This is a genomic window from Actinomadura chokoriensis (assembly GCF_041463665.1).
GTDB lineage: Bacteria > Actinomycetota > Actinomycetes > Streptosporangiales > Streptosporangiaceae > Spirillospora > Spirillospora chokoriensis_A.
The window spans coordinates 163,263-187,482 of sequence record NZ_JAXCEJ010000010.1 but is presented as its reverse complement, the minus strand read 5'-3'; the positions used below and the strand labels follow the sequence as shown (position 1 = coordinate 187,482).

The 24,220-nt window shown below is 71.1% G+C and carries 23 protein-coding genes; 17 read left to right on the top strand and 6 right to left on the bottom strand.

All coding sequences use genetic code 11. From position 1 onward, the window contains the following. Positions 1 to 114 precede the first annotated feature (114 nt). The 3 genes from SM418_RS18040 to SM418_RS18030 all read right to left on the bottom strand — a co-directional run bounded on the left by SM418_RS18040 (position 115) and on the right by SM418_RS18030 (position 4,448). A complete protein-coding gene (locus tag SM418_RS18040) occupies positions 115 to 756 on the bottom strand; it encodes an NUDIX domain-containing protein (RefSeq protein WP_371942001.1) in 642 nt (213 codons plus the stop codon). Beyond that, positions 753 to 2,459 (bottom strand): CTP synthase, encoded by a 1,707-nt coding sequence (gene pyrG, locus SM418_RS18035; RefSeq protein ID WP_371942000.1) that lies wholly within the window; start codon positions 2,457 to 2,459, stop codon positions 753 to 755. The genes SM418_RS18040 and pyrG overlap by 4 nt, the downstream gene beginning before the upstream one ends. A gap of 240 nt (positions 2,460 to 2,699) precedes the next feature. Continuing rightward, positions 2,700 to 4,448 carry a coiled-coil domain-containing protein gene (locus SM418_RS18030; RefSeq protein ID WP_371941999.1) on the bottom strand — a complete coding sequence of 583 codons (1,749 nt, stop codon included), beginning with the start codon at positions 4,446 to 4,448 and terminating at the stop codon, positions 2,700 to 2,702. Between the two features lie 369 nt (positions 4,449 to 4,817). Here SM418_RS18030 and pip point away from each other — a divergent pair, with 369 nt between their 5' ends. The 13 genes from pip to SM418_RS17965 all read left to right on the top strand — a co-directional run bounded on the left by pip (position 4,818) and on the right by SM418_RS17965 (position 18,791). Beyond that, a complete protein-coding gene (gene pip, locus SM418_RS18025; RefSeq protein ID WP_371941998.1) occupies positions 4,818 to 5,786 on the top strand; it encodes a prolyl aminopeptidase in 969 nt (322 codons plus the stop codon). A 599-nt stretch (positions 5,787 to 6,385) separates the two neighbouring features. Further along, a complete protein-coding gene (gene ectA, locus SM418_RS18020) occupies positions 6,386 to 6,931 on the top strand; it encodes a diaminobutyrate acetyltransferase (protein WP_371941997.1) in 546 nt (181 codons plus the stop codon). 45 nt (positions 6,932 to 6,976) lie between these two features. Then, positions 6,977 to 8,239: a diaminobutyrate--2-oxoglutarate transaminase gene (ectB, locus tag SM418_RS18015; protein WP_371941996.1), complete on the top strand. Its 1,263-nt coding sequence runs from the start codon at positions 6,977 to 6,979 to the stop codon at positions 8,237 to 8,239. A gap of 34 nt (positions 8,240 to 8,273) precedes the next feature. Then, a complete protein-coding gene (locus tag SM418_RS18010; RefSeq protein WP_371941995.1) occupies positions 8,274 to 8,669 on the top strand; it encodes an ectoine synthase in 396 nt (131 codons plus the stop codon). Continuing rightward, positions 8,666 to 9,574 carry an ectoine hydroxylase gene (gene thpD, locus SM418_RS18005; RefSeq protein ID WP_371941994.1) on the top strand — a complete coding sequence of 303 codons (909 nt, stop codon included), beginning with the start codon at positions 8,666 to 8,668 and terminating at the stop codon, positions 9,572 to 9,574. The genes SM418_RS18010 and thpD overlap by 4 nt, the downstream gene beginning before the upstream one ends. A 101-nt stretch (positions 9,575 to 9,675) precedes the next feature. Beyond that, positions 9,676 to 10,569, top strand: a complete 894-nt coding sequence (gene ehuB / locus SM418_RS18000) for an ectoine/hydroxyectoine ABC transporter substrate-binding protein EhuB (protein ID WP_371941993.1) — start codon at positions 9,676 to 9,678, stop codon at positions 10,567 to 10,569. A 6-nt stretch (positions 10,570 to 10,575) separates the two neighbouring features. Beyond that, entirely contained in the window at positions 10,576 to 11,295 is a 720-nt protein-coding gene (gene ehuC / locus SM418_RS17995) for an ectoine/hydroxyectoine ABC transporter permease subunit EhuC (protein WP_371941992.1), read from the top strand. Beyond that, positions 11,292 to 11,945, top strand: a complete 654-nt coding sequence (gene ehuD / locus SM418_RS17990; RefSeq protein ID WP_371941991.1) for an ectoine/hydroxyectoine ABC transporter permease subunit EhuD — start codon at positions 11,292 to 11,294, stop codon at positions 11,943 to 11,945. The genes ehuC and ehuD overlap by 4 nt, the downstream gene beginning before the upstream one ends. 175 nt (positions 11,946 to 12,120) lie before the next feature. After that, the gene (gene ehuA, locus SM418_RS17985) at positions 12,121 to 12,903 is read left to right on the top strand and encodes an ectoine/hydroxyectoine ABC transporter ATP-binding protein EhuA (RefSeq protein ID WP_371942056.1); all 783 of its coding nucleotides are present in this window, start codon (positions 12,121 to 12,123) and stop codon (positions 12,901 to 12,903) included. 214 nt (positions 12,904 to 13,117) lie between these two features. Then, positions 13,118 to 14,278 (top strand): thiolase family protein, encoded by a 1,161-nt coding sequence (locus SM418_RS17980; protein ID WP_371941990.1) that lies wholly within the window; start codon positions 13,118 to 13,120, stop codon positions 14,276 to 14,278. Between the two features lie 2 nt (positions 14,279 to 14,280). Continuing rightward, on the top strand, positions 14,281 to 14,652 hold the full coding sequence (locus SM418_RS17975) for a Zn-ribbon domain-containing OB-fold protein (protein WP_371941989.1): 372 nt from the start codon (positions 14,281 to 14,283) through the stop codon (positions 14,650 to 14,652). 41 nt (positions 14,653 to 14,693) lie between these two features. Then, positions 14,694 to 15,830: an NAD(P)H-dependent flavin oxidoreductase gene (locus tag SM418_RS17970; protein WP_371941988.1), complete on the top strand. Its 1,137-nt coding sequence runs from the start codon at positions 14,694 to 14,696 to the stop codon at positions 15,828 to 15,830. A gap of 111 nt (positions 15,831 to 15,941) precedes the next feature. Beyond that, positions 15,942 to 18,791, top strand: a complete 2,850-nt coding sequence (locus SM418_RS17965) for a type 1 periplasmic-binding domain-containing protein (protein WP_371941987.1) — start codon at positions 15,942 to 15,944, stop codon at positions 18,789 to 18,791. Between the two features lie 2 nt (positions 18,792 to 18,793). On the opposite strand, the gene SM418_RS17960 is transcribed toward SM418_RS17965, so the two are convergent. Next, positions 18,794 to 19,198 (bottom strand): ATP-binding protein, encoded by a 405-nt coding sequence (locus tag SM418_RS17960; RefSeq protein ID WP_371941986.1) that lies wholly within the window; start codon positions 19,196 to 19,198, stop codon positions 18,794 to 18,796. 144 nt (positions 19,199 to 19,342) lie between these two features. Between SM418_RS17960 and SM418_RS17955 the strand changes: the two genes are divergently transcribed. From SM418_RS17955 to SM418_RS17940, 4 genes are all read left to right on the top strand, one after another. Then, positions 19,343 to 20,197, top strand: a complete 855-nt coding sequence (locus tag SM418_RS17955) for a helix-turn-helix domain-containing protein (protein WP_371941985.1) — start codon at positions 19,343 to 19,345, stop codon at positions 20,195 to 20,197. Then, positions 20,194 to 20,394, top strand: a complete 201-nt coding sequence (locus SM418_RS17950) for a DUF397 domain-containing protein (protein ID WP_371941984.1) — start codon at positions 20,194 to 20,196, stop codon at positions 20,392 to 20,394. Before SM418_RS17955 ends, SM418_RS17950 begins: the two co-directional genes overlap by 4 nt. Before the next feature lie 230 nt (positions 20,395 to 20,624). Next, entirely contained in the window at positions 20,625 to 21,233 is a 609-nt protein-coding gene (locus SM418_RS17945) for a TetR/AcrR family transcriptional regulator (RefSeq protein WP_371941983.1), read from the top strand. Beyond that, positions 21,221 to 22,120: an SDR family oxidoreductase gene (locus SM418_RS17940; protein WP_371941982.1), complete on the top strand. Its 900-nt coding sequence runs from the start codon at positions 21,221 to 21,223 to the stop codon at positions 22,118 to 22,120. The genes SM418_RS17945 and SM418_RS17940 overlap by 13 nt, the downstream gene beginning before the upstream one ends. A 12-nt stretch (positions 22,121 to 22,132) precedes the next feature. Here the strand turns inward: SM418_RS17940 and SM418_RS17935 are convergent, their stop codons facing one another. Both SM418_RS17935 and SM418_RS17930 read right to left on the bottom strand, forming a co-directional pair. After that, positions 22,133 to 23,101, bottom strand: coding sequence for a CapA family protein (locus SM418_RS17935; protein WP_371941981.1), 969 nt, complete (start codon positions 23,099 to 23,101; stop codon positions 22,133 to 22,135). Between the two features lie 20 nt (positions 23,102 to 23,121). Further along, entirely contained in the window at positions 23,122 to 24,180 is a 1,059-nt protein-coding gene (locus SM418_RS17930; protein WP_371941980.1) for a class I SAM-dependent methyltransferase, read from the bottom strand. Positions 24,181 to 24,220: the final 40 nt, after the last annotated feature.

Here is a 24,220-nt window from a genome sequence, read left to right as displayed (position 1 = left end):
GCACTCCGGGGGGACGGGCTCGGGGACAGTGCGCCACCTCTTCCGGCCGGGGACTGCGGGGACCCCGCCCATCATGCCCCCTCCGGCCGGCACGGGGGGACCCGATCGGGCTGCTCAGCCCTCGGGCGCGTCCGCGGGGCGCAGGGTGCGGAAGGCGGAGTCGCGGGCCGCGCGCGCCGCGAGCACCCCCATGCAGGCGATCATGTTGTGCAGCTCGCCGGCCAGCACCTTGCGGACCGCCTCGTCCAGCGGCACCCACACGACCGGCATGTCGGCCTCCTCGTGGACGCGCTCGAAGTCGATCTGGTCGGCGGGCACCTCGGTGAGGCCCCGGGCCAGGAAGATCCGGACGCGCTCGTCGGCCATGCCGGGCGAGGTGTACACGTCGACCAGGGTGTCCCAGCGCTCGGCGCGGTATCCGGCCTCCTCCAGCAGCTCCCGCTCGGCGAGCTTGTGGAGGGGCTCGCCGTCCACGTCCCGCAGGCCGGCGGGCGCCTCCCACAGCAGCCGCCCCACCGCGTGCCGGTACTGGCGCAGCAGCAGCACCCGGTCGCGGTCGTCGAGGGCGAGGACGCCGACGGCGCCGATGTGCTCGACCACGTCGCGGCCGACGATCTCGGTGCCGTCGCCGCGCGGCATCTCGACCCGGTCGCGGCGGACCCCGAACACCGGCCCATGGAACGCCGCGGACGACTCCACGACGTTCCAGCGTTCGGGCCGGTCGCGGACGTCGTCGACGCCGAGCTCCGCGCTCACGCTTCGTCCGCGATGCGCTCGGCGTAGTCCAGGGCGGCGGCGATCAGCCCGGTGAACAGCGGGTGCGGGCGCGTCGGGCGGGACCGGAACTCCGGGTGCGCCTGCGTGCCGACGAAGAACGGGTGCCGCTCGCGGGGCAGTTCCACGTACTCGACGAGCCGGCCGTCCGGGGACAGGCCGGAGAACCGCAGCCCCGCCTCCTCCAGCCGGTCGCGGTAGGCGTTGTTGACCTCGTAGCGGTGCCGGTGCCGCTCGGACACCTTCGCGTCCCCGTACAGCTCCCGCACGACCGAACCGTCGGCCAGGTGGGCGGGGTAGAGGCCGAGCCGCATCGTCCCGCCCATGTCGCGCTCCCCGGCGACGACGTCGAGCTGGTCGGCCATCGTCGCGACCACCGGGTGGGCGGTGGTGGCGTCGAACTCGGAACTGCCCGCGTCGGCGAGCCCGCCGAGCGTCCGCGCCGCCTCGATGACCATGCACTGCAGGCCCAGGCAGATGCCGAGCAGCGGGATCCGGTTCTCCCGGGCGTGCCGGACGGCGCCGAGCTTGCCCTCGATGCCGCGCACCCCGAACCCGCCGGGGATCAGCACGCCGTCGACGCCGTCCAGCTCCCGCTCGGCGCCCTCGGGGGTCTCGCAGTCGTCGCTCTTCACCCAGCGGATGTGGACCTTGGCGTCGTTGCCGAACCCGCCGTGCCGCAGCGCCTCGGTGACCGACAGGTACGCGTCCGGCAGGTCGATGTACTTGCCGACCAGCGCGATCGTGACCTCGCGGGCCGGCTTGTGGACGCGCCGGAGCAGCTCGTCCCAGGCGCCCCAGTCCACGTCCCGGAACGGCAGGTCCAGCCGCCGCACCACGTAGGCGTCCAGGCCCTCGGAGTGCAGCACCTTCGGGATGTCGTAGATCGACGCCGCGTCCACGGCCGACACCACGGCCTCGCGGTCCACGTCGCACATCAGGCTGATCTTGTGCTTGAGCCCGTCGGTGATCGCCCGGTCCGACCGGCACACGATCGCGTCGGGCTGGATGCCGATGGAGCGCAGCGCCGCCACCGAATGCTGCGTCGGTTTGGTCTTCAGCTCCCCGGACGGCCCAATGTAGGGCAGCAGCGACACGTGCAGGAAGAAGCAGTTCTCCCGGCCGATCTCGTGCCGGATCTGCCGGACCGACTCCAGGAACGGCAGCGACTCGATGTCGCCGACCGTCCCGCCCACCTCGGTGATGACGATGTCGACGTCGCCGTCCTCGCCCCACCCGTTCTGTGCGGAGACCCCCCCGGCCCCCGCCATCGCGCGGATCCGGTCCTTGATCTCGTTGGTGATGTGCGGGATCACCTGGACGGTGTCACCGAGGTACTCCCCGCGCCGCTCCCTGGCGATCACGTTCGAGTAGACCTGGCCCGTGGTCACGTTCGCCGACCCGTGCAGCTCGGTGTCCAGGAACCGCTCGTAGTGCCCGATGTCCAGGTCGGTCTCGGCGCCGTCGTCGGTGACGAACACCTCGCCGTGCTGGAACGGGTTCATCGTGCCGGGGTCGACGTTGAGGTAGGGGTCGAGCTTCTGCATGGTGACCCGCAGGCCGCGAAGCGTGAGAAGCCGCCCCAGGCTGGAGGCCGTCAGGCCCTTGCCGAGGCTGGAGGCGACTCCGCCGGTGACGAAGAGATGCTTGGTAGGACGTGACCTGCCATTGGCTGCCGAAGGCAAGAAGGCGCTCCCGTGGTCGTGATGAGGCGGACGAGACTCAACGTCCACGGGCCACCAGGATAGCGGGTTTATTGCATTGACCTCGGCGTCGGGCCCTGGGGGCCCTCCTTCCACGGTCAAAGCGGCGATCGCCGCATCGCTCCGGCTCGCCTTGCGAGCTCGCCGCGCGATCAGGCGCCGGGGTGCCGGGTGGGTGTGAGCGGACGTCCTGGCCTTGCGGGCCGGACGTCCGCTCTCGGGTCACAGCCGAGGTGTGGCCGCGCTCGGCATGATGGTGCGGAGTTGCCGGGTCAGTTCGTCGATCAGGGAGCGGGCCTGATCGGCGGCCTGGCGGGCGGCGTCGCGCTCCTGGGAGAGCTCGGCGATCTGGGCGCGCTGCTCGGTGACGGCCTGGGCGAGCTGGTCGACCCACTGGTCGCGTTCGGCGAGCTTCTCGGCGACGGCGTCGCGTTCGGCGGCCATCTGCCGCATCCCGGTCACCGCCTTGTCGCGCTCGCGGCCCGCCTGGTCGGCTCGGCCCCGGGCGAGGGTCAGTTCGGACTCGGCGCGGGCCTGGGCCTGGACGGCGGCCTCGCGGGTCCGCTCGGCGGCCTCCCTGCCCTTGGCGTTGGCGTCGCGTTCCCGTTCGGCCTTCTGGGCGGCTTCGAGGGACTGCGAGGCCCGGTCGAGGGCCTGCTGGCGCTCGGCCTCGGCGGCCTCGGCGCGTGCGGCGGTCTCCTGTGCGCGCCGCTCGGCGTCCTGCGCGCGGCGCTCGGCCTCCTGTGCGCGGCGCTCGTTCTCCTGCGCGCGGCGCTCGGCGACCTCGGCGCGGCGCCTGGACTCGTCGACCTCCTTGCCGGCGGCGACGACGGCGTGCTGCAGGTTCTGCGCGGTCATCTCGGCGTCGGTGACCTTGGCGCGCAGCCCCGACAGCTCGGCGTGCGCGGCCTCCAGCGCGCGGGACAGCTCGGCGGCCTGCTCGGCGACGCGGTCGCGCTCGGCCTCGGCGGAGCGGCGCCCGCCGGTGGCGTCCTCGACGGCGCGCAGGGCGTCGTCGCGGGCCTCGCTCATCGCGTCGCGCTGCTGTATCGCTTGGCGGACGGTGGCCTCGGCCTCGGCGAGGCGACGCTCGGCCTGCTCGACCTGCGCCTGCACCTGCTCCATCTGCGCGCGCGCCTGGTCGGCCTGGGCTCGGGCCTGGTCGGCCTGGACGCGTCCCTGCTGGGCCTGGTTCCACGCGGCCGCCGCGTCGCGCTGCGTGTTCTCCTTCTCGGTCTGGAGCGCGGCGATCTGGGTGACGGCCTCGTTCTGGATCTCGGCGGTGCGGCGTTCGGCGTCGGCGAGCTGCCGCTCGGCCTCGACGGCGCGGCGTTCGGCCTGCTCGGCCTGGCCGCGGGCGCGCTGCACCTCGCCCCAGGCGGCGGCCGCGTCGCGCTGCGCCGACTCCTTCTCCTGCTGGACGGCCGTGACCTGCGAGGCGATCTCGTTCTGCGCCTCGCCGAGGCGGCGCTCGGCCTCGACGGCGCGCCGGTCGGCCTGCTCGGCCTGGCCGCGGGCGCGCTGCACCTCGCCCCAGGCGGCGGCCGCGTCGCGCTGCGCCGACTCCTTCTCCTGCTGGACGGCCGCGATCTGCGAGGCGATCTCGTTCTGCGCCTCGTTGACCTTGCGCTCCCCGGCGGCGAGCGCGTCGCCGATGAGGTCGGCCATCTGGCGGAGCCGCTCGACCATGTCCCAGGGCTGGGCCTCGGACTGCTCGGCGTCGGGGCGCGCGATCTCCCCGGTCTGGCCGTGCCGCCCGTGCTGGCCGCCCTGCGCGGGCTGGCCGGGCTGGCCCGGCTTGGCCACGTGGATCGGCTGCTGGGCGGCCGGCAGCGCGGGCGGCAGTGCGGGCGGCGGCGCCGCCGGCGGTGCGGCCTCCGGCGCGCGGCCCGGGTCGCGTCCCATCGCGGGCCAGGGCGCGGCCGCGTCCGGGACGCCGCGGTTGCCGCCCGATCCGTTCAGCTCGCTCACCGTTCTCCTCGCCTCACGGCCGGGAGCCCGGTGACCGGCATGGCGCCGCCCATCCTGCTCGCCGCTTTCCTCGGACGGCTCGTCACTTCGCTCACGTGTCTCCTCGCCAGGCGGCGCGCGGCCGCGTTCGCGGGGGTCGTTGTGCACATCTGTTCGCTCCGCAGCCGGCCCTGTGGGCCCCTCGCTCAGCTCACTGAAGGCACTCTAGTCCCGAGCAGCGGAGCGTTTGCCCAGTTTGGGGTTTGCTTTCTCGGCGCCCCCGCGGCGTTCCCGCACGCAGGCCGCCGGATGGCGGCCGGTACGGGCCGTGTCACGGTGCCGCGGGTCACATCCGCCCGGCGGGACGCGCGGGTGGGACAATCGCACTCCATGGAGCTTCGCACCCTGTATCCGCCGATCGAGCCGCACGAATCCGGGCTGCTCGACGTCGGCGACGGCGATCGGATCTACTGGGAGGTCTGCGGGAACCCCGAGGGCAAGCCCGCGGTCATGGTGCACGGCGGGCCCGGAGGCGGGTGCAGCCCGGCGCACCGCCGGCAGTTCGACCCGGAGGCGTACCGGATCGTCCTGTTCGACCAGCGCAACTGCGGGCGCAGCCTGCCGCACGCGAAGGACCCGGAGGTGTCGCTGGAGGCGAACACCACCTGGAACCTTGTCGCGGACATGGACCGGCTGCGCGAGCACCTCGGCATCGAGCGCTGGCTGGTGTTCGGCGGGAGCTGGGGCAGCGCGCTGTCACTGGCCTACGCGCAGACCCATCCCGAGCGGGTGACCGAACTGGTGCTGCGCGGCATCTTCACGCTGCGGCCGTTCGAGCTGTACTGGTTCTACCAGGAGGGGGCTTCGCTGCTGTTCCCCGACCTGTGGGAGAAGTACGTCGAGCCGATCCCCGAGGACGAGCGGGAGGACCTCCTCTCGGCGTTCCACGAGCGGCTCAACTCCGCGGACCGGGACGTGCGGGTCGCGGCGGCGAAGGCGTGGGCGACCTGGGAGGGCTCGACGATCACGCTGCGGCCGGACCCGGAGCTGGCGGCGGACTTCGGCGAGCCGGACTACGCGGTGGCGTTCGCCCGCATCGAGAACCACTACTTCATGAACGAGGGGTTCTTCGAGGACGACCAGCTCATCCGGGACGTGGACAAGATCCGCCACATTCCCGCGGTGATCGTGCAGGGCCGCTACGACGTCTGCACGCCGGCGGCGACGGCGTGGGATCTGCACCGCGCGTGGCCGGAGGCCGATTTCCACATCGTGGACGACGCGGGGCACGCCTACAGCGAGCCGGGCATCCTGCATCGCCTTGTCGAGGCGACCGACCGCTTCGCCAAGAACCGGTAAACGGCGACTCAAGGAGGCCCGAAGAATCGGCTGCACCATAATGCGGCGGCCGAGCGGACCGTAATATGGCCGGGATTCACCCTCCCGGGCGAGTCCCGGCCCAGTCGTCCGCGCCCTGAACCCTCCGATTTCTTACCTGTCAGCAATCAACGCCTTACCCCGCGGCCAGCGAAGCTACCCCTTGCAGGCAACCAGGCGCGATCCCCAGGGCGCGCGTGGAGCGCCGTGGCTCCCATCCGCCCCAGGGACGGCCGCGACCGGACGACCACCGGCGATGCGACGTGACGCCCACCGCACCGATGCCGTTGACAGCAAATCTTAGTGACTTACCTCACACAACCGATACACGAATGCAGTCTCCCTGTAACACCGGAACATTAAGCTGGCGTTCAGGAAGCGCCCTGGCGGCCGCTCCGGTGCACCCGGCAGTAACTCCTGCGTAACAGCGGGAAAGGCGGATTTTCGCCGGGCCGGATCTCGTTCGAATTGCACCGAATTCGGCAAAGCCCTTAACCATACCCAGTGCGCAGGTCGGCTAAACATCTCGCAGATAACATTCATCTGCGATCACGGCGCGAGATTCGCTAAGTTGCCTGGACATGGCAGCGCAACCCCTGGAATCACCGACACGACGCCCGGACACCGACGCGACGAACGCGGAAGTGCAACTCCAGGAGCCGAGCCTCTCCGATGGGCCGGAGCTGTGGCGGCTCGCCCGGGACTCGCGGGTTCTGGACGTCAACTCGCCGTACAGCTACACGCTTTGGTGCCGCGATTTCGGGGATACTTCCGTGGTCGCGCGTGACGGCGCCGGCCCGTGCGGTTTCATCACCGGCTACGTCCGCCCGGCCCGGCCGGACACGTTCTTCGTCTGGCAGGTCGCGGTCGACCACGGCCACCGCGGCCAGGGGCTGGCCCGCCGCATGCTCGACCGCCTGGCCGACCGGCTCGCACCGCGCGGGCACCGGTACATGGAGGCCACGGTCACGCCGGGCAACACCGCCTCCACAGCGATGTTCGAATCGTTCGCCCGGGACCGCGGGTGCGAACTCGCCCGCAGCCCGCTGTTCGGCGCGGAGCACTTCCCCGAAGGGGGACACGAGCCCGAGGTGCTCTTCAGGATCGGCCCGATCGCCGGGATCTGACCACGTCACTCCTTCATCCGCTCCCCGACCTGCCTGGAGGCAGAAATGAACGTTTTCGCCCGCCTGGAATCGGAAGTCCGCGGCTACTGCCGAAGCTGGCCCACCGTGTTCAGCACCGCGCGGGGCAGCCATATGACCGACGAGGACGGTAAAACCTATCTCGATTTCTTCGCCGGTGCAGGGACGCTCAACTACGGGCACAACAACCCGCAGCTGAAACGCCGGCTGCTGGACTATCTCAGCAGCGACGCCGTCGTGCACGGCCTCGACATGTACACCACGGCGAAACGGGACTTCCTGGAACGCTTCAGCGAGTACGTCCTGCAGCCGAGGGGGCTCGACTACAAGGTCCAGTTCCCCGGGCCCGCGGGCAACAACTCGGTCGAGGCCGCACTGAAACTCGCACGCAAGTACACCGGCCGCGAGACCATCGTCAGCTTCACGAACGCCTTCCACGGCATGACGCTCGGCGCGCTCGCCGTGACCGGCAACTCGATGAAGCGCACCGGCGCCGGCGTGCCGCTCGGCCACGGCGTGGCGATGCCCTACGACAACTACCTCGACGGCCGCACGCCCGACTTCCTGCTGTTCGACACGATGCTGGACGACAGCGGCAGCGGCCTGGACAAGCCCGCCGCGGTCATCGTGGAGACCGTGCAGGGCGAGGGCGGCATCAACGTGGCCACCGCCGAGTGGCTGCGCGGCCTGCAGGACCTGTGCCACCGGCACGACATCCTCCTCATCGTCGACGACGTGCAGATGGGCTGCGGCCGCACCGGCTCGTTCTTCAGCTTCGAGGAGGCCGGGATCACCCCGGACATCGTCTGCCTGTCCAAGTCCCTCAGCGGCTACGGGCTGCCGTTCGCGGTCACGCTGATGAAGCGCGAGCTGGACGTGTGGGAACCGGGAGAGCACAACGGCACGTTCCGCGGCTTCAACCCCGCGTTCGTCACCGCCGTCGCCGCCCTGGAGCACTACTGGACCGGCGACGACATGGAGAAGCAGACCCTCGCCAAGGGCCAGCAGGTCCAGGCGGCGCTGGAGGAGATCGCCCTCGCGCACGCCGGCGCGATCGACGGCGTGCGCGGCCGGGGCCTCGCGTGGGGCCTGGTGATGAAGGACGCGGAGATGGCGCCGAAGGTGTGCAACGAGGCGTTCGCGCGGGGGCTGCTGATGGAGACCTCCGGCCCCGAGGGCGAGGTCGTGAAGCTGCTGCCGCCGCTCACCACGACGGAGGCCGAGCTGGACCGCGGCCTGGAGATCATCGCGGACTCGGTCGGGGCCGTCCGCGAGAAGGTCACGGTCTGAACCGCCCGCCGGCACCGATGGAAAGAGGAGATTCATGATCGTTCGTTCCCTTGACGAGATCGTCGGCACCGAGCGCGACGTGCAGGCGCCGACCTGGTGCAGCCGGCGGTTCGTGCTCGCCAAGGAGGGCGTCGGGTTCTCGCTGCACGAGACGATCCTGTACGCGGGAACCGAGACGAGGATGTGGTACGCCAACCACATCGAGGCCGTCTACTGCATCGAGGGCCATGGCGAGCTCACCAACGACGAGACCGGTGAGAAGCACGAGCTCCGGCCGGGCGTGATGTACCTGCTGGACGGCCACGAGCACCACACCCTGCGCGCCCACACGGACGTGAAGACCGTCTGCGTCTTCAACCCGCCCTGCACCGGCCGGGAGGTGCATGACGAAAACGGTGTCTACCCCCTGCTGACTGAGGAGGACGCATGAGCATCATCGAGTCCCATCCGAGCATCGACGACGCCTACCCCACCCGGAAGGCCGCCGAGGCGGCCCTGTTGTACCGGCAGGACCCGGTCGTGTACGGCGAACCGCAGGACGGCCCGATCGACGGCGCCACCCTCGACTCGTTCGAGGCCAACGGTTTCCTGTCCGTGGACCAGCTGCTCGCGCCGGAGGAGGTCGAGGACTACCGCGCCGAGCTGCGCCGGCTGTCGTCGGACCCGGAGATCCTGGCCGACGAGCGCACGGTCACCGAGCGCGGCTCGGACGAGGTCCGATCCATCTTCGAGGTCCACAAGATCAGTGAGGTCTTCGCCGCCCTCGTCCGCGACCCGCGCGTCGTCGGCCGGGCCCGGCAGATCCTCGGCTCGGACGTCTACGTGCACCAGAGCCGGGTCAACTACAAGCCGGGGTTCACCGGCAAGGACTTCTACTGGCACTCCGACTTCGAGACCTGGCACGCCGAGGACGGCATGCCGCGGATGCGCGCGGTGAGCATATCCATAGCGCTGACCGAGAATTTCGTGCACAATGGCGGGCTAATGATCATGCCTGGCTCGCACAAGACGTTCGTCGCCTGTGTGGGGGAGACTCCGGACGACCACTACAAGGAGTCCCTGCGCGGCCAGGAGATCGGGACGCCCGATCCGAACAGCCTCTCGATACTCGCGGACAAGCACGGGATCGAGCTGTTCACGGGCCAGGCGGGCTCCGCCACCATGTTCGACTGCAACTGCATGCACGGCTCGAACGGCAACATCACTCCCTTCCCGCGCTCCAACGTGTTCATCGTCTTCAACAGCGTTGAGAACACGTGCGTCGAGCCGTTCTCGGCGCCCGCGCCCCGTCCGACCTTCATCGGCGCGCGCGATTTCACGCCGGTCCACGACTGACCGGCGGACAACAATTCGATAACCCGACCGTTCGCCCCGCGCACGCGGGGGGCCGCTCCCGGCCCCCCGCGTGCGCTTGGGACACCGACAGGAGTTCAACGATGACTTCTTCGAGAAGAGACTTCCTCCGTACCGCCGTGCTGCTGTCCGCCGCGGCGCCACTGGCCGCGGCGGGCTGCTCCACGACGGATCCGGAGAAGGAGAAGGCGGGCGGCGGCACGCTGCAGAAGGCCAAGGACGCCGGCTCCATCACCGTGGGGTTCGCGAACGAGGCCCCCTACGGCTACACCGACAAGTCCGGGAAGCTGACCGGTGAAGCGCCGGAGCTGGCCCGCGTCATCTTCAAGAACCTCGGCATCGACGAGATCAAGGGCGTCCAGGTCGACTTCGGCGGCCTGATCGCCGGCCTCAACGCCAAGCGGTTCGACGCGATCGCGGCCGGCATGTTCATCACGCCGGAGCGGTGCGCGTCGGCGGCCTTCGCCAACCCCGAGTACGTCGCCAAGAGCGCCTTCATGGTGAAGGAGGGCAACCCGAAGGGCCTCAAGGGCGAGAAGGACCCGGCCGCGAAGGGCGTCAAGGTCGGCGTCCTCACCGGCGCGGTCGAGGCCGACTACGCCGAGAAGAGCGGCGTGAAGAAGGGCGACATCAAGACGTTCGCCGACCAGGCGAGCGCCTACGAGGGCCTCAAGGCCGGCCGCATCGACTGCATCTGGCTGACCCGCATCTCCCTCGCCGACCTGCTGACCAAGCACCAGGGCGAGGGCTTCGAGGTGACCGAGCCGTTCACCCCGGTCATCGACGGCAAGGAGCAGCTCGGCGCGGGCGCGTTCGCGTTCCGCCAGGCCGACTCGGACCTGATGACCGCCTGGAACGGCGAGCTGGCCAAGCTCAAGCAGCAGAGCAAGCTGCTGCCGATCCTGCAGCCCTTCGGGTTCACGCAGGCGGACATGCCGGGCGCCGAGGACACCGCCGCCAAGTTCTGCCAGGGCTGATCGCACGTGTCCGACGTCCTCGACGGCTACCCGCAGTGGCTGGACGGCGCGTGGGTCACGGTCCGGCTCACCCTGCTCGGTGGCGCGCTGGCGCTGGTGCTCGCCCTGCTCTTCGGCATGGCGGGCACCTCGCGCCACCCGTGGGTGCGGCTGCTGAACCGCGTGTACGTCGAGTTCTTCCGCGGCAACGCGACCCTCGTCCTGCTGTTCTGGTTCTTCTACGCGCTTCCGCTCGTCGGCCTGCGGTTCAGCACGATGTTCGCGGCGGTGCTGGCCCTCGGCCTGAACGTCGGCGCCTACGGCGCGGAGGTGGTGCGCGGCTCGATCAACGCCGTCCCCAGGGCCCAGTACGAGGCGACGATCGCGCTGAACTTCACGCCGTTCCAGCGGATGCGGCGCGTCCTGCTGCCGCAGGCGTTCGCGCTGATGCTGCCGCCGTTCGGCAACCTGCTCATCGAGCTGATGAAGGGAACGGCGATCGTGTCCCTCGTCGGGCTCGTCGACCTGACCCGCGTCTCGAAGAACATCCAGGGCAGCACCGGCGAGACCGTCGCGGCGTTCTCGGTGGTCCTGGTCCTGTACTTCGTCATCGCGCAGGTCCTGCAGCTGTTCGTCCGCTACGCCGAGCGCCGCGTGGACCGCATGCTCGGCCGCCGGCTGCCCGCTGAGCCGTCCCTCGGGACGATCGCGGCCGGCGCCCCCGGGGCGGGGGTGGCCGGCCGATGAGCTGGGACTGGCACTACTCCGGGGAGATCCTTCCCGACCTGCTGAGCGGACTGCGCTACACGGTCGTCGCCACGCTGGCCGGCTACGTGATCGCGATCGTCCTCGGCCTGGTGTGGACGCTGCTGCGCCGCACCCCGAGCCGGGTCTTCAACCAGGCGATCCGCTGGATGACCGAGTTCATCCGGTCGACGCCGCTGATCCCGCAGCTGTACTTCGTGTTCTTCGTCCTGCCCGCCTGGGGCATCACCATCGGGTCGCTCACCGCGGGCATCCTCACACTCGGGATCCACTACTCGACCTACACCGCCGAGGTGTACCGGGCGGGGATCGCGGACGTGCCGAAGGGGCAGTGGGAGGCGTGCACCGCGCTGAACCTGCCGAAGTCGCGGGTGTGGCTGGACGTGATCCTGCCGCAGGCCATCCGCCGGGTGATCCCGACGCTCGGCAACTACCTGATCGCGATGTTCAAGGACTCGCCGATGCTGCTGGCCATCAACGTCGCGGAGCTGCTGTTCTCCGCCTACCAGGTCGGCTCGAAGAGTCTCCAGTTCCTGGAGCCCATCACGATGGTCGGTCTGTTGTTCGTCGTCGTCAGCGTCATATCTTCGATACTCGTCCGCCGCTTGGAGAGGCGTTATGCCACCACCTAACACCGACGGAGCCGCACCGGGGGAACACCTCCCCTCGGAAAGTGCTGACATCACACCGGAAGCGCCCAAGGGCGCGGCCGACGCGACCCTGAACCCGGTCACCGGCAAGGGCGTCCCCGCACAGGGCGTCACCACGGAGAAGGGCGGCGCGCCTGAGGGCGGGCACGCCGCGGACCTGCCGCAGGGCGGCGCGCCGGGGATCCGCTTCGAGAAGGTGGTCAAGCGGTTCGGCTCCAATGTCGTCCTGCGCGAGCTCGACTTCACCGTGGCGCCCGGCGAGCGCGTGACGCTCATCGGGCCGAGCGGGTCGGGCAAGACCACGATCCTGCGGCTGCTGATGACGCTGGAGACGCTGGACGAGGGCGTCATCTGGATCGGCGACCAGACGCTGTGGCACATGGAGCGTGGCGGCAAACGCGTCCCGGCCAACCAGAGTCACCTGCACGAGATGCGCAAGCAGGTCGGCATGGTGTTCCAGCAGTTCAACCTGTTCCCCAACATGAACGTGCTGCGCAACCTCACCGAGGGGCCGGTGCGCGTGCTGGGGCTGTCCAAGGACGAGGCGGTCGAGCGCGCCAAGGGCCTGCTGGACCTGGTGGGCCTCGCCGACAAGGAGAACGCGCACCCGACGCAGCTGTCGGGCGGGCAGCAGCAGCGGGTGGCGATCGCGCGGGCGCTCGCCATGCAGCCCAAGGTGCTGCTGCTGGACGAGGTCACCTCCGCCCTGGACCCCGAGCTCGTCGTCGGCGTCCAGGACCTGCTGCGCGACATCGCCCGGCAGAGCGACCTCACCATGCTGTGCGTCACCCACGAGATGGCCTTCGCCAAGGACATCTCCAACCGGGTCCTGATGTTCGACCAGGGCCAGATCGTCGAGGAGGGCCCGCCGGACCAGATCTTCGGCGAACCGTCCGAACAGCGCACGCGGGAGTTCCTGCAGGCCGTCCTGGCCTCCTAGGCCCGCGCGTCGCGTGCCCGTCGCCCGCGTCCCCGTCGCCCCGGGGACGCGGGCGACCCTCGTCTCAGCGCGCTCAGGCGACGCCCGGCCAGGCGGCGGCGATGATCTTCCTGCCTGCCGCGGGGCCTTCCGGGGCCGTTTCCGATCACCCCGGCGCAGCCCGCACCGAACGTCATTCGGTACCGTGGCACCTACGAACGAGGAGAGCGAGGCGATGGGCACTTCGATCGTGGGGCTCGGGATGACCGAGCTCGGCAAGGTGTACGGGCGGAGCCCGCGGCGGCTCGCCGCGGACGCGGTGCGGCTCGCCGCGCGGGACGCCGGGCTGGCGCTCGGCGACCTGGACGGGCTGCTGGTCAGCCACGGGATGGGCGGCTCTCCCGGCATCGAGCTGGCCGGAACGCTGGGCCTGCGGGACCTGCGGCTGCTGTCGCAGGTCAACTCGTTCGGCGCGACCGCCGGGGCGATGGTGTCCTTCGCGGCGATGTCGGTGCTGAACGGGACCGCGACCACCGTGGCGTGCGTGTTCGCGGACGCGCCGCTGAAGCCGAAGCAGTCCGCGGGCTCGGCCTACAACCGCAGCGCCCGCGAGTGGTACGGGTTCGGCGGGATGACGGCGGCGCTCGGGCTGCGCAGCGTCAACTCCTTCTACGCGCTCGCCGCCCAGCGGCACATGGCCCGGTACGGAACGACGAGCGAGCAGCTCGGCGCGATCGCCGTCTCGACCCGCGAGTGGGCGTCCCGCAACCCGCTGGCCCAGATGCGCGACCCGATCACCCTGGAGGACCACCAGAACTCCCGCTGGGTGTCCGAGCCGCTCCACCTGCTGGACTGCTGCCTCGTCTCCAACGGCGCCGTCGCCGTCATCGTGACGAGCGAGGACCGGGCCCGCGACCTGGCCCGCCCGCCCGTCCGCCTGTGGGGGTGGGGGCAGGGCCATCCCGGGCACCGCAAGGAGCGCGGCGGCGACTTCGGCCTGACGACCGGCGCGGTCTCCTCGGGGGCGACGGCGATGAAGATGGCCGGGATCACCCCGTCCGACGTGGACGTGTGCGAGCTGTACGACTGCTACACCTACACGGTCCTCGTGTCGCTGGAGGACTACGGGTTCTGCGCCAAGGGCGAGGGCGGCGCGTTCGCGGCGTCCGGCGCGCTCGGCCCCGGCGGGTCGCTGCCGACCAACACCGGCGGCGGACAGCTGTCGGCGTACTACATGTGGGGCATGACCCCGCTCTCGGAGGCCGTGATCCAGGCGCGCGGGGACGGCGGCGAGCGGCAGGCGGCGTCCAACGACGTGATCCTCGTCAGCGGGAACGGCGGCATCCTCGACCACCACTCCACGCTGATCGTCAGCCCGCACCGGAAGGGGGCCTAGCCATGGAGATCGGCGTTCTGCGGCGGGACGGGCGGACCGACCCGTTCTTCGACGGCGCCGCCGCAGGCCGGCTCGTCATCAAGCGCTGCGAGGCGTGCGAGGCGTGGTTCGCGCCGGACGAGCCCGGCTGCCCGGGCTGCGGCGAGGACGACCTCGGCTGGGCGGAGGCGAGCGGCGCGGCGACGCTCGTGACCTGGACCGTCCTGCCCAAGGAGCCGCCCGCCTTCCTGGCGCTGGTCGAGCTGGCCGAGGGCCCGTGGCTGCACGCGCGGCTGGACGGCGTGGCCCGCGGCGACCTCCGCGAGGGGCTGCCGCTGCGCGTGGCGTTCGAGCACCCGGAGGAGGGCGAGCCCTACATCCTGTTCCGCCCCTGAGCGACTGGACCGAATGGCATTCGGTCCATTAGCGTCGGGGCATGAACACCGAGGTCTGCGAACGGTTCGGCATCGAGTTCCCGCTGTTCGCCTTCAGCCACTGCCGCGACGTCGTCGCCGCCGTCACCAACGCCGGCGGCTTCGGCGTCCTCGGGGCCGTCGCCTACAGCCCCGAGCGGCTCGAAGAGGAACTGCGATGGATCGACGACCACGTCGGCGGCCGCCCCTACGGCGTGGACGTGCTCGTCCCCGGCAAGATCGACAAGTCGGCGGAGAGCGGCGGCGGCCTCGACGCCATGCTCGCCGCGATCCCGGAGGAGCACTGGAGCTTCCTCATCGGCCTGTTCGGCAAGTACGACGTCCCGCCGCCCGACTTCGACAAGGCCAAGCGCGCCAACGCCCGCGGCGGGACGCAGGTCACCAAGGAGGGCGCGTCCGAGCTGATCGACGTGTCGCTCGCCCACCCCATCGGGCTCATCGCCAGCGCCCTCGGCACCCCTCCCCCGCTGATGGTGGAGAAGGCCCGCGAGACGGGCATCCCCGTCGCCGCGCTCGTCGGCACCTCCGAGCACGCCCGCCGCCAGGTCGCCGCCGGCGCGGACCTGATCATCGCGCAGGGAGGCGAGGCCGGCGGGCACACCGGCGAGATCTCCACGATGGTCCTCGTGCCCGAGGTCGTCGACACCGTCGCGCCGGTGCCCGTCCTCGCCGCGGGCGGCATCGCCACCGGACGCCAGATGGCCGCCGCGCTCGCCCTCGGCGCGTCCGGCGTCTGGTGCGGCTCCGTGTGGCTCACCACCGAGGAGGCGGAGACGCCCCCGTCGGTCAAGGAGAAGATGCTCGCCGCGACGTCCCGCGACACCGTCCGCTCGCGCTCCCGCACGGGCAAGCCCGCCCGCCAGCTCCGCTCCGCCTGGACCGACGAGTGGGAGGGCCCCGCGAGCCCCGGCCCGCTCGGCATGCCGCTCCAGATGATCGTCGCCGAGGGCGCGATGCGGCAGATCACCAAGGTCGCCGAGTCCGGCAACCCCGGCGCCCGCGCCCTCGCCAACTACTTCGTCGGCCAGTGCGTCGGCCTCATGAACACCGTGAAACCGGCCCGCCAGGTCGTCTACGACATGGTCGAGGACTTCGCCAACGCCGTGGACCGCCTCAACACCATCACCGGTCAGGACTGAACGACCGAAACCGGACGTGACGCCATGGGGTGAATCGGTCAGCGACCCATGGCGTCACACCGGTCACGCCCTTACGCTTCCCACAAGATCTCCCGCGCGGGAAGGCCAGCCGTGGGAAACCCCCGACCCACCGAGTCCGGGCGCGGACTCCTCGCGCTGTTCGACTGGATGTCCGGGCGCCTGCCGTGGCGGCTGGACTCCCGCCCGTACCCGGTCATCGTCCTGGAACCGGCGGACGACCCGGACGCGCCCGGCCGCCACCTCGACGAACTGAAGCGGCTCGCCGCCGAGACGGGCCTGCCCGCGATCGCCCCCGACCTCGCCGGCGACGGCGCGGAGACCGCCGCGATCGAGCTGGTCGACACGATCTCCCAGCCGCTGACCTGGACGCACACCCGGTCGCCGTTCGGCCGGCTGCGCTTCCCCCGCTCCGACCTCGTCCGGACGATCCAGGCCGCCGCCGCCGAACCCGGCCCGGACGGCTCCCCCGCGCCGCCTCCGTACCGCCGCTCCCCCGTCGCCGCCGTCGACCGCTGGAACGAGCGCGCCCGGCTGTTCCGCTGGCAGGGCGGGCCGCTGCGCGCCCCCGGCTGGTGGACCACCGTCGGCGGGTCCCTCGTCGCCATGATCGCCGTGCTGGCCGGCGGCATCGCCGAGCAGACGCCCAGCCTCATCCTGCTCACCGCCGCGGGGTGCCTCGCCGCGGTCCTCCTGCTCGTCGCGGCGCTGTCGACCCGGCGGATCTGGCTGCCCGTCCTGTCCCGCCTCGGCTTCGGCGGCCGGTACCGCTGGTTCGCCCGGACGTCGTTCTTCGCCGTCCTCGGCGACGGCGACGAAGGCGGCGACGACCTCGGCTTCGAGGGCCGGCTGCACCGGGTGTACGAGCGGCTCACCAAGCCCGACGCGGCCCGGTTCCTGCTCCAGATCAAGACGTTCGCGCTGCTGGAGGACCTGCGCGACCAGCACCGGCGGCTCGCGCCGGACCTGCGCGGATTCAAGCGGCCGGCCCCGCCCGTGGTGTTCCTGGCCGGCCTCGGACGCCGCAACGGCGGCCTCGCGATGCTGTCGGCGATCAGCGACATCCGCGCCCGGCGCAGCGAGTTCCACCCGCTGATCGTCATCGCCTCCGTCGGCACCGCCACCCGCGACGAGTTCGGCGGCCCCGCGCCGGGCGGCGACCCGCGCGATCTGTACGAGCAGTGGCGGTCGTCGCTCGGCACCGCGCAGGGGCCGAGCGAATCGGTCCCGCTGCCCTACCTGCTGCGCATCCCCGTGACCGGGGAGCCCGCCAGCGAACGGCCCGACGACTTCGCGGTCCGGCGCCGTCCCCGCTGGACGTGGCTGTGGTCGTGGCGGAGCCTGGTCGCCGCCGCCCTGGTGTCCGCGCTCGCCCTGGCCTACGTGCAGACCGACCTGCGCTCCACGTACTGCAGCGTCGGGTTCCCCTTCGGCTGGAACGGCGACACCCGCCTGCAGGACAACGGCGACGGCAGCCGCGAATGCGTCGGCGTCTCCACGCACGGCGTCCGGTTCGAGCGCGGCCACGACAGCATCGGCCTGGACGGCGAGCGGCGCGCGCCGTCGCCCCGCAACACCGGTTCCCGCCTCACCCTCGCCGACCTCCAGCGCCGCATCGAGGACGAGAACCAGACCGTCCTCGCCTCGCGCAAGCCCTACGTCACCGTCGTCTACGCGGGCGTGTTCACCGCCAGCCCCGGGCAGAGCGACCTGACCGTCAGCAGCATCCGCGAACTCGCCGGGGCGTACCTCGCCCAGATGCGCAACAACCGCTCCGGCCAGCCCGGCGAGGTCGGCAACCCCCTCAAGCTGCGCCTGCTTCCCGCCAACACCGGGCAGAACATGCTGTTCTCCGCCGAGACCGCCGACCGCATCCTCGACATCGCCCGCAGCGACCCGACCCTCGTCGGGGTCGTCGGCTTCGGCCGCAACACCGAGAACTCCCAGGCGGCCATCGGGCGGCTGATCTCCGCCGGGCTGCCGGTCGTCAACACCGTCAACTCCTCCGACCGGCTCCCCGCGCTGCCGCACTACTACGGGCTCGCCTCCACCGACTACGACGAGGCCGCCGCGACCCGCGCCGCCGTCGCCGCCGAGCTGAACGGCCGGCCGATCTCCCGCGCGATGATCGTGCACCGCCGCCCCGGCCCGTCCAAGGACGCCTACAGCCGCGAGATCGCCGACGACGTCGCCCGCGCGCTCGCGCCCCGCGCCGTCGACCGCGTCGACTACGTCGGCACCGACGACGTCGCCGGCAGGGTGAAGACGGCCTGCGAATCCGCCCCGGCCCCGTTCGTGTACTTCGCCGGCCGCGCCGAGGACCTTCCGGGCCTGATGAACGGGCTCGTCCAGGGCGGCTGCACGCGGCGCCATCTCGTCCTCCTGACCGGCGACGACGTGACCAAGACCCGCTTCGGCACGAGCCCGCACGAGGTGCCGATCCCGGCGAACACCGTCATATACCACACGGCCTTCGTCCACCTGCCGTTCCTGATCGCCGGCGACGCCGACCAGACCAACGGCTTCTTCCTCCTCGCCCGCAACCTCCTCGGCATCGGCGCGCCCCGCGTCCGCCCCGACGAGCCGCTCCTCGTGGACGGGCAGATGGCCCTCACCTACGACGCCACCGTCGCGCTCGGCCAGGCCGCGCAGAACGCCTTCGCGGGCCTCGGCCTCACCTCCCCCGGGTCGGCCGTCGTCGCGGGCAGCCGCTCGGTGACGTCCGGCGCCGTCCTGCTGGAGTTGCGCCACCTGCACGTCCGCAACGCCGCGACGGGCGACATCGACTTCCGCGGCGACCAGCACAAGCTGAACGGCCCGGGCGACCGCAACCTGACCCTGATCAAGGTCACGCTGGAGCACGGCGAACCGATCTCCACGCCGATCTGCGGCCGCCTCAACGGCGGCGTCCCGGCCCCCAAACTGGACCCCTGCCCCCGCTGAGGTCACCGCAGCGGCGGCGGGCCGGGGAACCGCATCCACACGGCGCTCCGATCCCCGTCCGCCCTGACGCCCCACTCCAGGCTCAGCGCGTCGATGATCCGAAGCCCCCGCCCGCCCTCGGCCAGCGGATCGTCCCGCATCACCGGCCGCTCCCCGTACGCCCCGTCATCGACGACTTCCGCGACGATGTCCTGCCCCGCCAGGGAGAACATCACCGTTACCCGCCCGCCCCGGCCCGACGCGGTGTGCTCGACCCCGTTCGTGAACGCCTCGTCGACGCACACCTGGACGTCGTCGAGCGACGGGTGTCCCTCTCCGAGAACGTCGCGGGCGAACACCCGCGCATGCCTCGCCGACCGCTCCACGCCCGGCAGCGTGAGCGCCGCTATGATCTCGCTGATCGCCATAGGGTCCTCCCTTTCAGGCCCCAGACTCCAAGCGCTGCGCACCGGCCTCAACACAGTCCGCATCCCCCGAAACGACCCCTCACTAAATTTTCAGCGCCCATCGGTTCTCCGACGCGTGACTCCGGAACGTGACAGGCTGGTCACATGTCGGAAGCGACCCTCTCCACCACGCGTCGCCGCAAGATCGGTCGAGTGCTCCGCCAGCTCAGGGAGGAGTCCGGCTACACCCTCAAGACCGCAGGCAGCCGCCTGGAACGGTCACCGTCGTCCCTCAGCCAGATCGAGAACGGCGTCCAGTGGCTGCGCCTCCGCGACCTCGGTTTCATTCTCGACCGCTACAACGTCCCCACCGACCTCCGCGCCGCGCTCATGACGCTGGCCGAACAGGACCGCCAACCCGGCTGGTGGGACGCCTACAAGGACCTCGTCACGCCCGAGGCCCTCGACCGCGCCTCCCTCGAACACGACGCCTCGCGCATCATCTCCACGGAGACCACGTTCATCCCCGGCCTCCTCCAAACCGAAAGCTACGCCCGCGCCGTCAATTTCACGAGAGTCCCGGTCAGACCAGACGATGTCATCGATCGCTACGTAGCCTTTCGTCTTGCTCGTCAGAAGATCCTACGTCGCGACCGCCCGACATCACTCGAAGTCGTCCTCGATGAGGCCGTTCTCCGGCGCATACGTGGTGGTCGCCAAGTCATGCGTAGCCAACTCCGAAGGCTCCTCAACGAGTCTGAACAGGAACACGTCCTCTTGCAGGTTCTACCGCTTTCCGTGGACCCCGGTCCCGCATATGTCGGCCAGTTCCAACTTACGGAGCTCGGAAACCCTACAATCCTGAGTACGGTGCTGACTGACCATTTCACTGGTCAGTGGATCCTGGAGGACGACAAGGACATCTACCAGTACCACGAGAAGTTCACGGACTTGCGCACTTCGGCGCTTCCAGAATCTCCTTCCCGTGAACTGATCAACAGAATAATCTCAGAGACATGAGAGCTTCCGACTTTCCAGGCGCCGCCTGGCGCAAGAGTAGCCACAGCGGCTCACAAGCCGATGACTGCATTGAACTGGCGAGCACTGACCGGGCAGTGGCCGTGCGGGACTCGAAGGACCCGGACGGCCCCGTCCTCACTATTGCGCCCGACACCTGGAACGCGTTTGTCCGTACCCTCAAGGCGTGGGACGCCTGACACTGGCGGGGCGTCGGTGTAGCACAGCAGGATACAAGTGTGACGGCCCAGGTGGCGGCGGTCAGCGGAAGGGTCCCGCCTTCGTCCGGCTGGATTGCAGGGTGACGACGCGCCCGGGCCGGACTTTTCATCACACTGAGTTCTTCAATAAACACCGCTAGTAACCTAAGTTGCCTGATCTCGGCGCGGATGATTTAATAAATGTACGTTCATTTATTAATGGAGGTGCGATGGCGGGACGGCCGCGAGGGGTCGACGACGCGGTGATCCTGCGGGCGGCGGTCGAGGTGATCGGACGGGTCGGTCCGGCCGGGCTCACGCTCGCCGCCGTGGCCGGGGAGGTCGGGCTGGCGCCGGCCACGCTCGTCCAGCGGTTCGGGTCCAAGCGCGGGCTGCTGGTGGCGCTGGCCGCACGGTCCGTCCAGGATCCGGAGGCCCTGCACGAGAGGGCGAGGACGGGGCACGCGTCGGCGCTGGGCGCGCTCACGGCTTTCGCCGTCGGATCGATGTCCGATATGTCCACACCCGAGCGGTACGCCAACCACCTGGCGTTCCTGTGCCTGGACCTCACCGATCCGGAGCTTCACGAGCACGCCCTGGCCGTCCACCGGGCGACCGGGCGGGTGATCGAGACGCTGCTCGCCGAGGCCGTGTCGGCGAGCGAACTCCGGCCCGGCACCGACACCGGCGCACTGGCCCGGACGGTGGTGGCGATCATCGCGGGAGCCGGCCTGGCCTGGGCCCTCGACCGTGAGGGGACGCTGCCGGAACGGCTCCGGCGGGAGATCGACGCCGTCCTCGCACCGCACATCTCTGAGGGGGAACCGTGGGGAAACTGACCGATCAGGTCGCTCTGGTCGCCGGCGGCACGCGCGGCGGCGGGCGGGGCATCGCCGTCCAGCTCGGCGCCGCCGGGGCGACCGTCTACGTGACCGGGCGCAGCAGCGGCTCCAGGCGCTCCGACCTCGGCCGGCGGGAGACGATCGAGGAGACCGCCGAACAGGTCACGGCGGCCGGCGGCACCGGGATCGCGGTCCGCGTCGACCACGGCCGCCCGGACGAGGTGCGCGCGCTCGCCGACCGGATCGCCGCCGAGCAGGACGGCCGGCTGGACATCCTGGTCAACTCCGTGTGGGGCGGTGACCCGCTCACCGACTGGGAGCACCCGCTGTGGGAGCAGGACCTCGACACCGGCCTGCGGCTGCTGCGGCAGGCGGTGGAGACGCACGTGATCACCAGCAGGTTCGCGCTGCCGCTGCTGGTCGCGCGGAGGCGCGGCCTGGTGGTGGAGGTGACCGACGGCAACACCGCCCGGTATCGCGGCTCGTTCTTCTACGACCTGGCGAAGTCGGCGGTCATCCGGCTTGCGGTCGCGCAGGCCGCCGAGCTGAAGCCGTACGGGGTCGCGGCGGTCGCCGTCACGCCCGGCTTCCTGCGGTCCGAGGCCGTCCTCGACCATTTCGGCGTCACCGAGGACAACTGGCGGGACGGCGTCGCGCAGGACCCGCACTTCGCGCACTCGGAGTCCCCCGCCTATCTCGGCCGGGCGGTCGCGGCCCTCGCCGCCGACCCCGACATCATGGACCGGACGGGGCGGGCGCTGGCGACGTGGGGCCTGTACCGGGAGTACGGGTTCACCGACGCCGACGGCACCCGGCCGGACTTCGCCGCCCACTGGGCCGACGCGCTGGTCGACGAGTACGGGCCGCTCGGCGATCCGCTGTAGCGGCGCGATCCGCTATGGCGGCGCGTCGACGACCAGGCGGTCGCGCTCGACGGTGACGTCCGCCCCGAAGGGGCGGCAGGCCGCGACGAACCGCTCGATGATCCAGGCGCGGTCGGAGCCCTCGGCGCGCCGGGTGCGGGCGAAGTCGAGCCGGAGGGGGACCGCCTCGATCCGGGACGGGCCGCCGCCGTCCACGGTGACCAGGAACAGCAGGCCCAGGTCGTTGCGGAGCATCTCGTCCACGATGTAGTCGTCGATGAAGTCGCCCATGTCGAACATGACCGGCCAGTCCACGCCGTGGAACACGTGCGCGGAACTGCCCGCGACGAGCGACGCGCCGGCGTCCACGAGGGTCCTGGCCGCCCGCCGGACGTAGTGCGGCGGCTCCCGGGTCATGTTCGGGCCCCAGTGCGGCATGACGACGACGACGCTGGCCTCATCCCGCAGTTCGCGGATCTGCCGCACCAGGTCGTCCGGGACGCGCTCGTGCAGGTCGGCGTGGGCGACGCCGGGACGGCCGGGCCCGGCGGCGAAGTCGGACGGATGGTCGGTGACGCCCACCACCGCGACCCGGGTGTCCCCCGCCTCCAGGACGGCGGGTTCGCGCGCTTCCGTGAGCTCCGCCCCGGCGCCGACCGTGCGGATCCCCGCCCCCCGGAGGATGTCGAGGGTGTCCGCCAGCGCGTCCGGGCCGTAGTCGAGGGCGTGGTTGTTGGCGAGCGTGACGCAGTCGACGCCGAGATCGGCGAGTGCCTCGACAGCGGCCGGAGGCGCCCGGAAATGGAAGGGCTTGCCCAGCGGGTCCCAGGGCCGTCCGCGATCGGAGACGCAGCACTCCAGGTTCAGCAGCGCCAGATCGGCCTCCGCGAAGACGTCGGGCACGCCGCCGGAGAACAGGCCGTGCGGACCGGACGCGGCGATCTCCGCCGCCACGCCCCGGCCGAGCATGGTGTCCCCGGCGAGCGCCACCCTGATGGCCATTCCCTATCCGTACCCACAGGTCAGGCGACAAGCCGGTAGATCCGCCAGAAACCGGTATCGGTCACATCGAGGGACTCGACGCCCGCGTACCCGGCCGAGGACGCGAACGAGGCGAGCGTGTCCGGGCGCATGACGGTCCCGACGCCGGCCGAGTGCGGGTGGCTGAGCGAATCGGGCAGGCAGACGAGCAGGCTGAAGCCGTAAAGCAGCCGCTGGACCTCATCGCCCGGCGCGGTCAGCACGGGGTCGGCCGCCTCGTCGACGACGAGCGTGACGGCGCCGGGCTTCGCGACGCGCCGCATCGCCGACAGCACTTCGACGGGACGCGGCATGTCGTGCAGGCACTCGATCAGCATGAGCACGTCGTACGGGCCGCCGGCGAGGTCCGCCGCCGCGTCCGCGTGATGGAATCGCACCCGTTCGGCGACCCCGGCCTCGGCGGCGTTCTCGCGCGCGGCCTCCAGCGCGACCGGGTCGAGGTCGAAACCGTCCACCTCGATCTCCGGATACGCCGTGGCCAGGCCGATGCCGGACCAGCCCTGCCCGCAGCCGACGTCGGCCACGCGAGCGCCCTCCACCAGGCGTTCGTGGAGGTCCGGGATCTGCGGGACCCAGTCGCGGGCGAGGGCGTGCAACAGCATCGGGCGGTTGAGGTCGCCCTGGGCCTCCGACATCTCCGCGCCGTACGCGTGCCAGGGGACCCCCTGACCGGTCCGGTAGGCATCCGCGAGGGCGGGCAACTGGAGTACGGCCGAGACGATCTGGCGGATCAGCGGTTCCGTCCACGCCTGGCTGTCGCGGTCCAGCAGCGCTTCGGCGTGCCCGGCCGGAAGCTCGTACCGCTCCCCCTCCCCCCGGATGACGATCCCGGCGACGGCCTGCTGTTCCAGCCATTCGCGCGCGTACCTCGGCTGCGACCGCGTCCGCTCGGCGAGTTCCCGGGCGGTCGCCGGTCCGTCCTCGTGGAGCGAGGCGTACCAGCCGAGCCGCCGGCCGAGCCAGACGGACGCGGCCTCCATCGTCGCCACGGCCTGGTCGAACAACCGCTCCGACAGCACGCTCGCACCATGTTCGCTCATGAGCGGTTCCTCTCCTCCAGGACGCGGGGATAAGCTTCCG

What these genes read in the sequence shown, in the direction of transcription:
- pip (WP_371941998.1), top strand. Translation starts at nt 4,818, where the DNA reads ATGGAGCTTCGCACCCTGTATCCGCCGATCGAGCCGCACGAATCCGGG.
- thpD (WP_371941994.1), top strand. Translation starts at nt 8,666, where the DNA reads ATGAGCATCATCGAGTCCCATCCGAGCATCGACGACGCCTACCCCACC.
- ectB (WP_371941996.1), top strand. Translation starts at nt 6,977, where the DNA reads ATGAACGTTTTCGCCCGCCTGGAATCGGAAGTCCGCGGCTACTGCCGA.
- SM418_RS17975 (WP_371941989.1), top strand. Translation starts at nt 14,281, where the DNA reads ATGGAGATCGGCGTTCTGCGGCGGGACGGGCGGACCGACCCGTTCTTC.
- SM418_RS17980 (WP_371941990.1), top strand. Translation starts at nt 13,118, where the DNA reads ATGGGCACTTCGATCGTGGGGCTCGGGATGACCGAGCTCGGCAAGGTG.
- ehuD (WP_371941991.1), top strand. Translation starts at nt 11,292, where the DNA reads ATGAGCTGGGACTGGCACTACTCCGGGGAGATCCTTCCCGACCTGCTG.
- SM418_RS17955 (WP_371941985.1), top strand. Translation starts at nt 19,343, where the DNA reads ATGTCGGAAGCGACCCTCTCCACCACGCGTCGCCGCAAGATCGGTCGA.
- SM418_RS17950 (WP_371941984.1), top strand. Translation starts at nt 20,194, where the DNA reads ATGAGAGCTTCCGACTTTCCAGGCGCCGCCTGGCGCAAGAGTAGCCAC.
- SM418_RS17960 (WP_371941986.1), bottom strand. Translation starts at nt 19,198, where the DNA reads ATGGCGATCAGCGAGATCATAGCGGCGCTCACGCTGCCGGGCGTGGAG.
- SM418_RS17930 (WP_371941980.1), bottom strand. Translation starts at nt 24,180, where the DNA reads ATGAGCGAACATGGTGCGAGCGTGCTGTCGGAGCGGTTGTTCGACCAG.
- SM418_RS17970 (WP_371941988.1), top strand. Translation starts at nt 14,694, where the DNA reads ATGAACACCGAGGTCTGCGAACGGTTCGGCATCGAGTTCCCGCTGTTC.
- SM418_RS17945 (WP_371941983.1), top strand. Translation starts at nt 20,625, where the DNA reads ATGGCGGGACGGCCGCGAGGGGTCGACGACGCGGTGATCCTGCGGGCG.
- ectA (WP_371941997.1), top strand. Translation starts at nt 6,386, where the DNA reads ATGGCAGCGCAACCCCTGGAATCACCGACACGACGCCCGGACACCGAC.
- SM418_RS18010 (WP_371941995.1), top strand. Translation starts at nt 8,274, where the DNA reads ATGATCGTTCGTTCCCTTGACGAGATCGTCGGCACCGAGCGCGACGTG.
- SM418_RS17935 (WP_371941981.1), bottom strand. Translation starts at nt 23,101, where the DNA reads ATGGCCATCAGGGTGGCGCTCGCCGGGGACACCATGCTCGGCCGGGGC.
- ehuB (WP_371941993.1), top strand. Translation starts at nt 9,676, where the DNA reads ATGACTTCTTCGAGAAGAGACTTCCTCCGTACCGCCGTGCTGCTGTCC.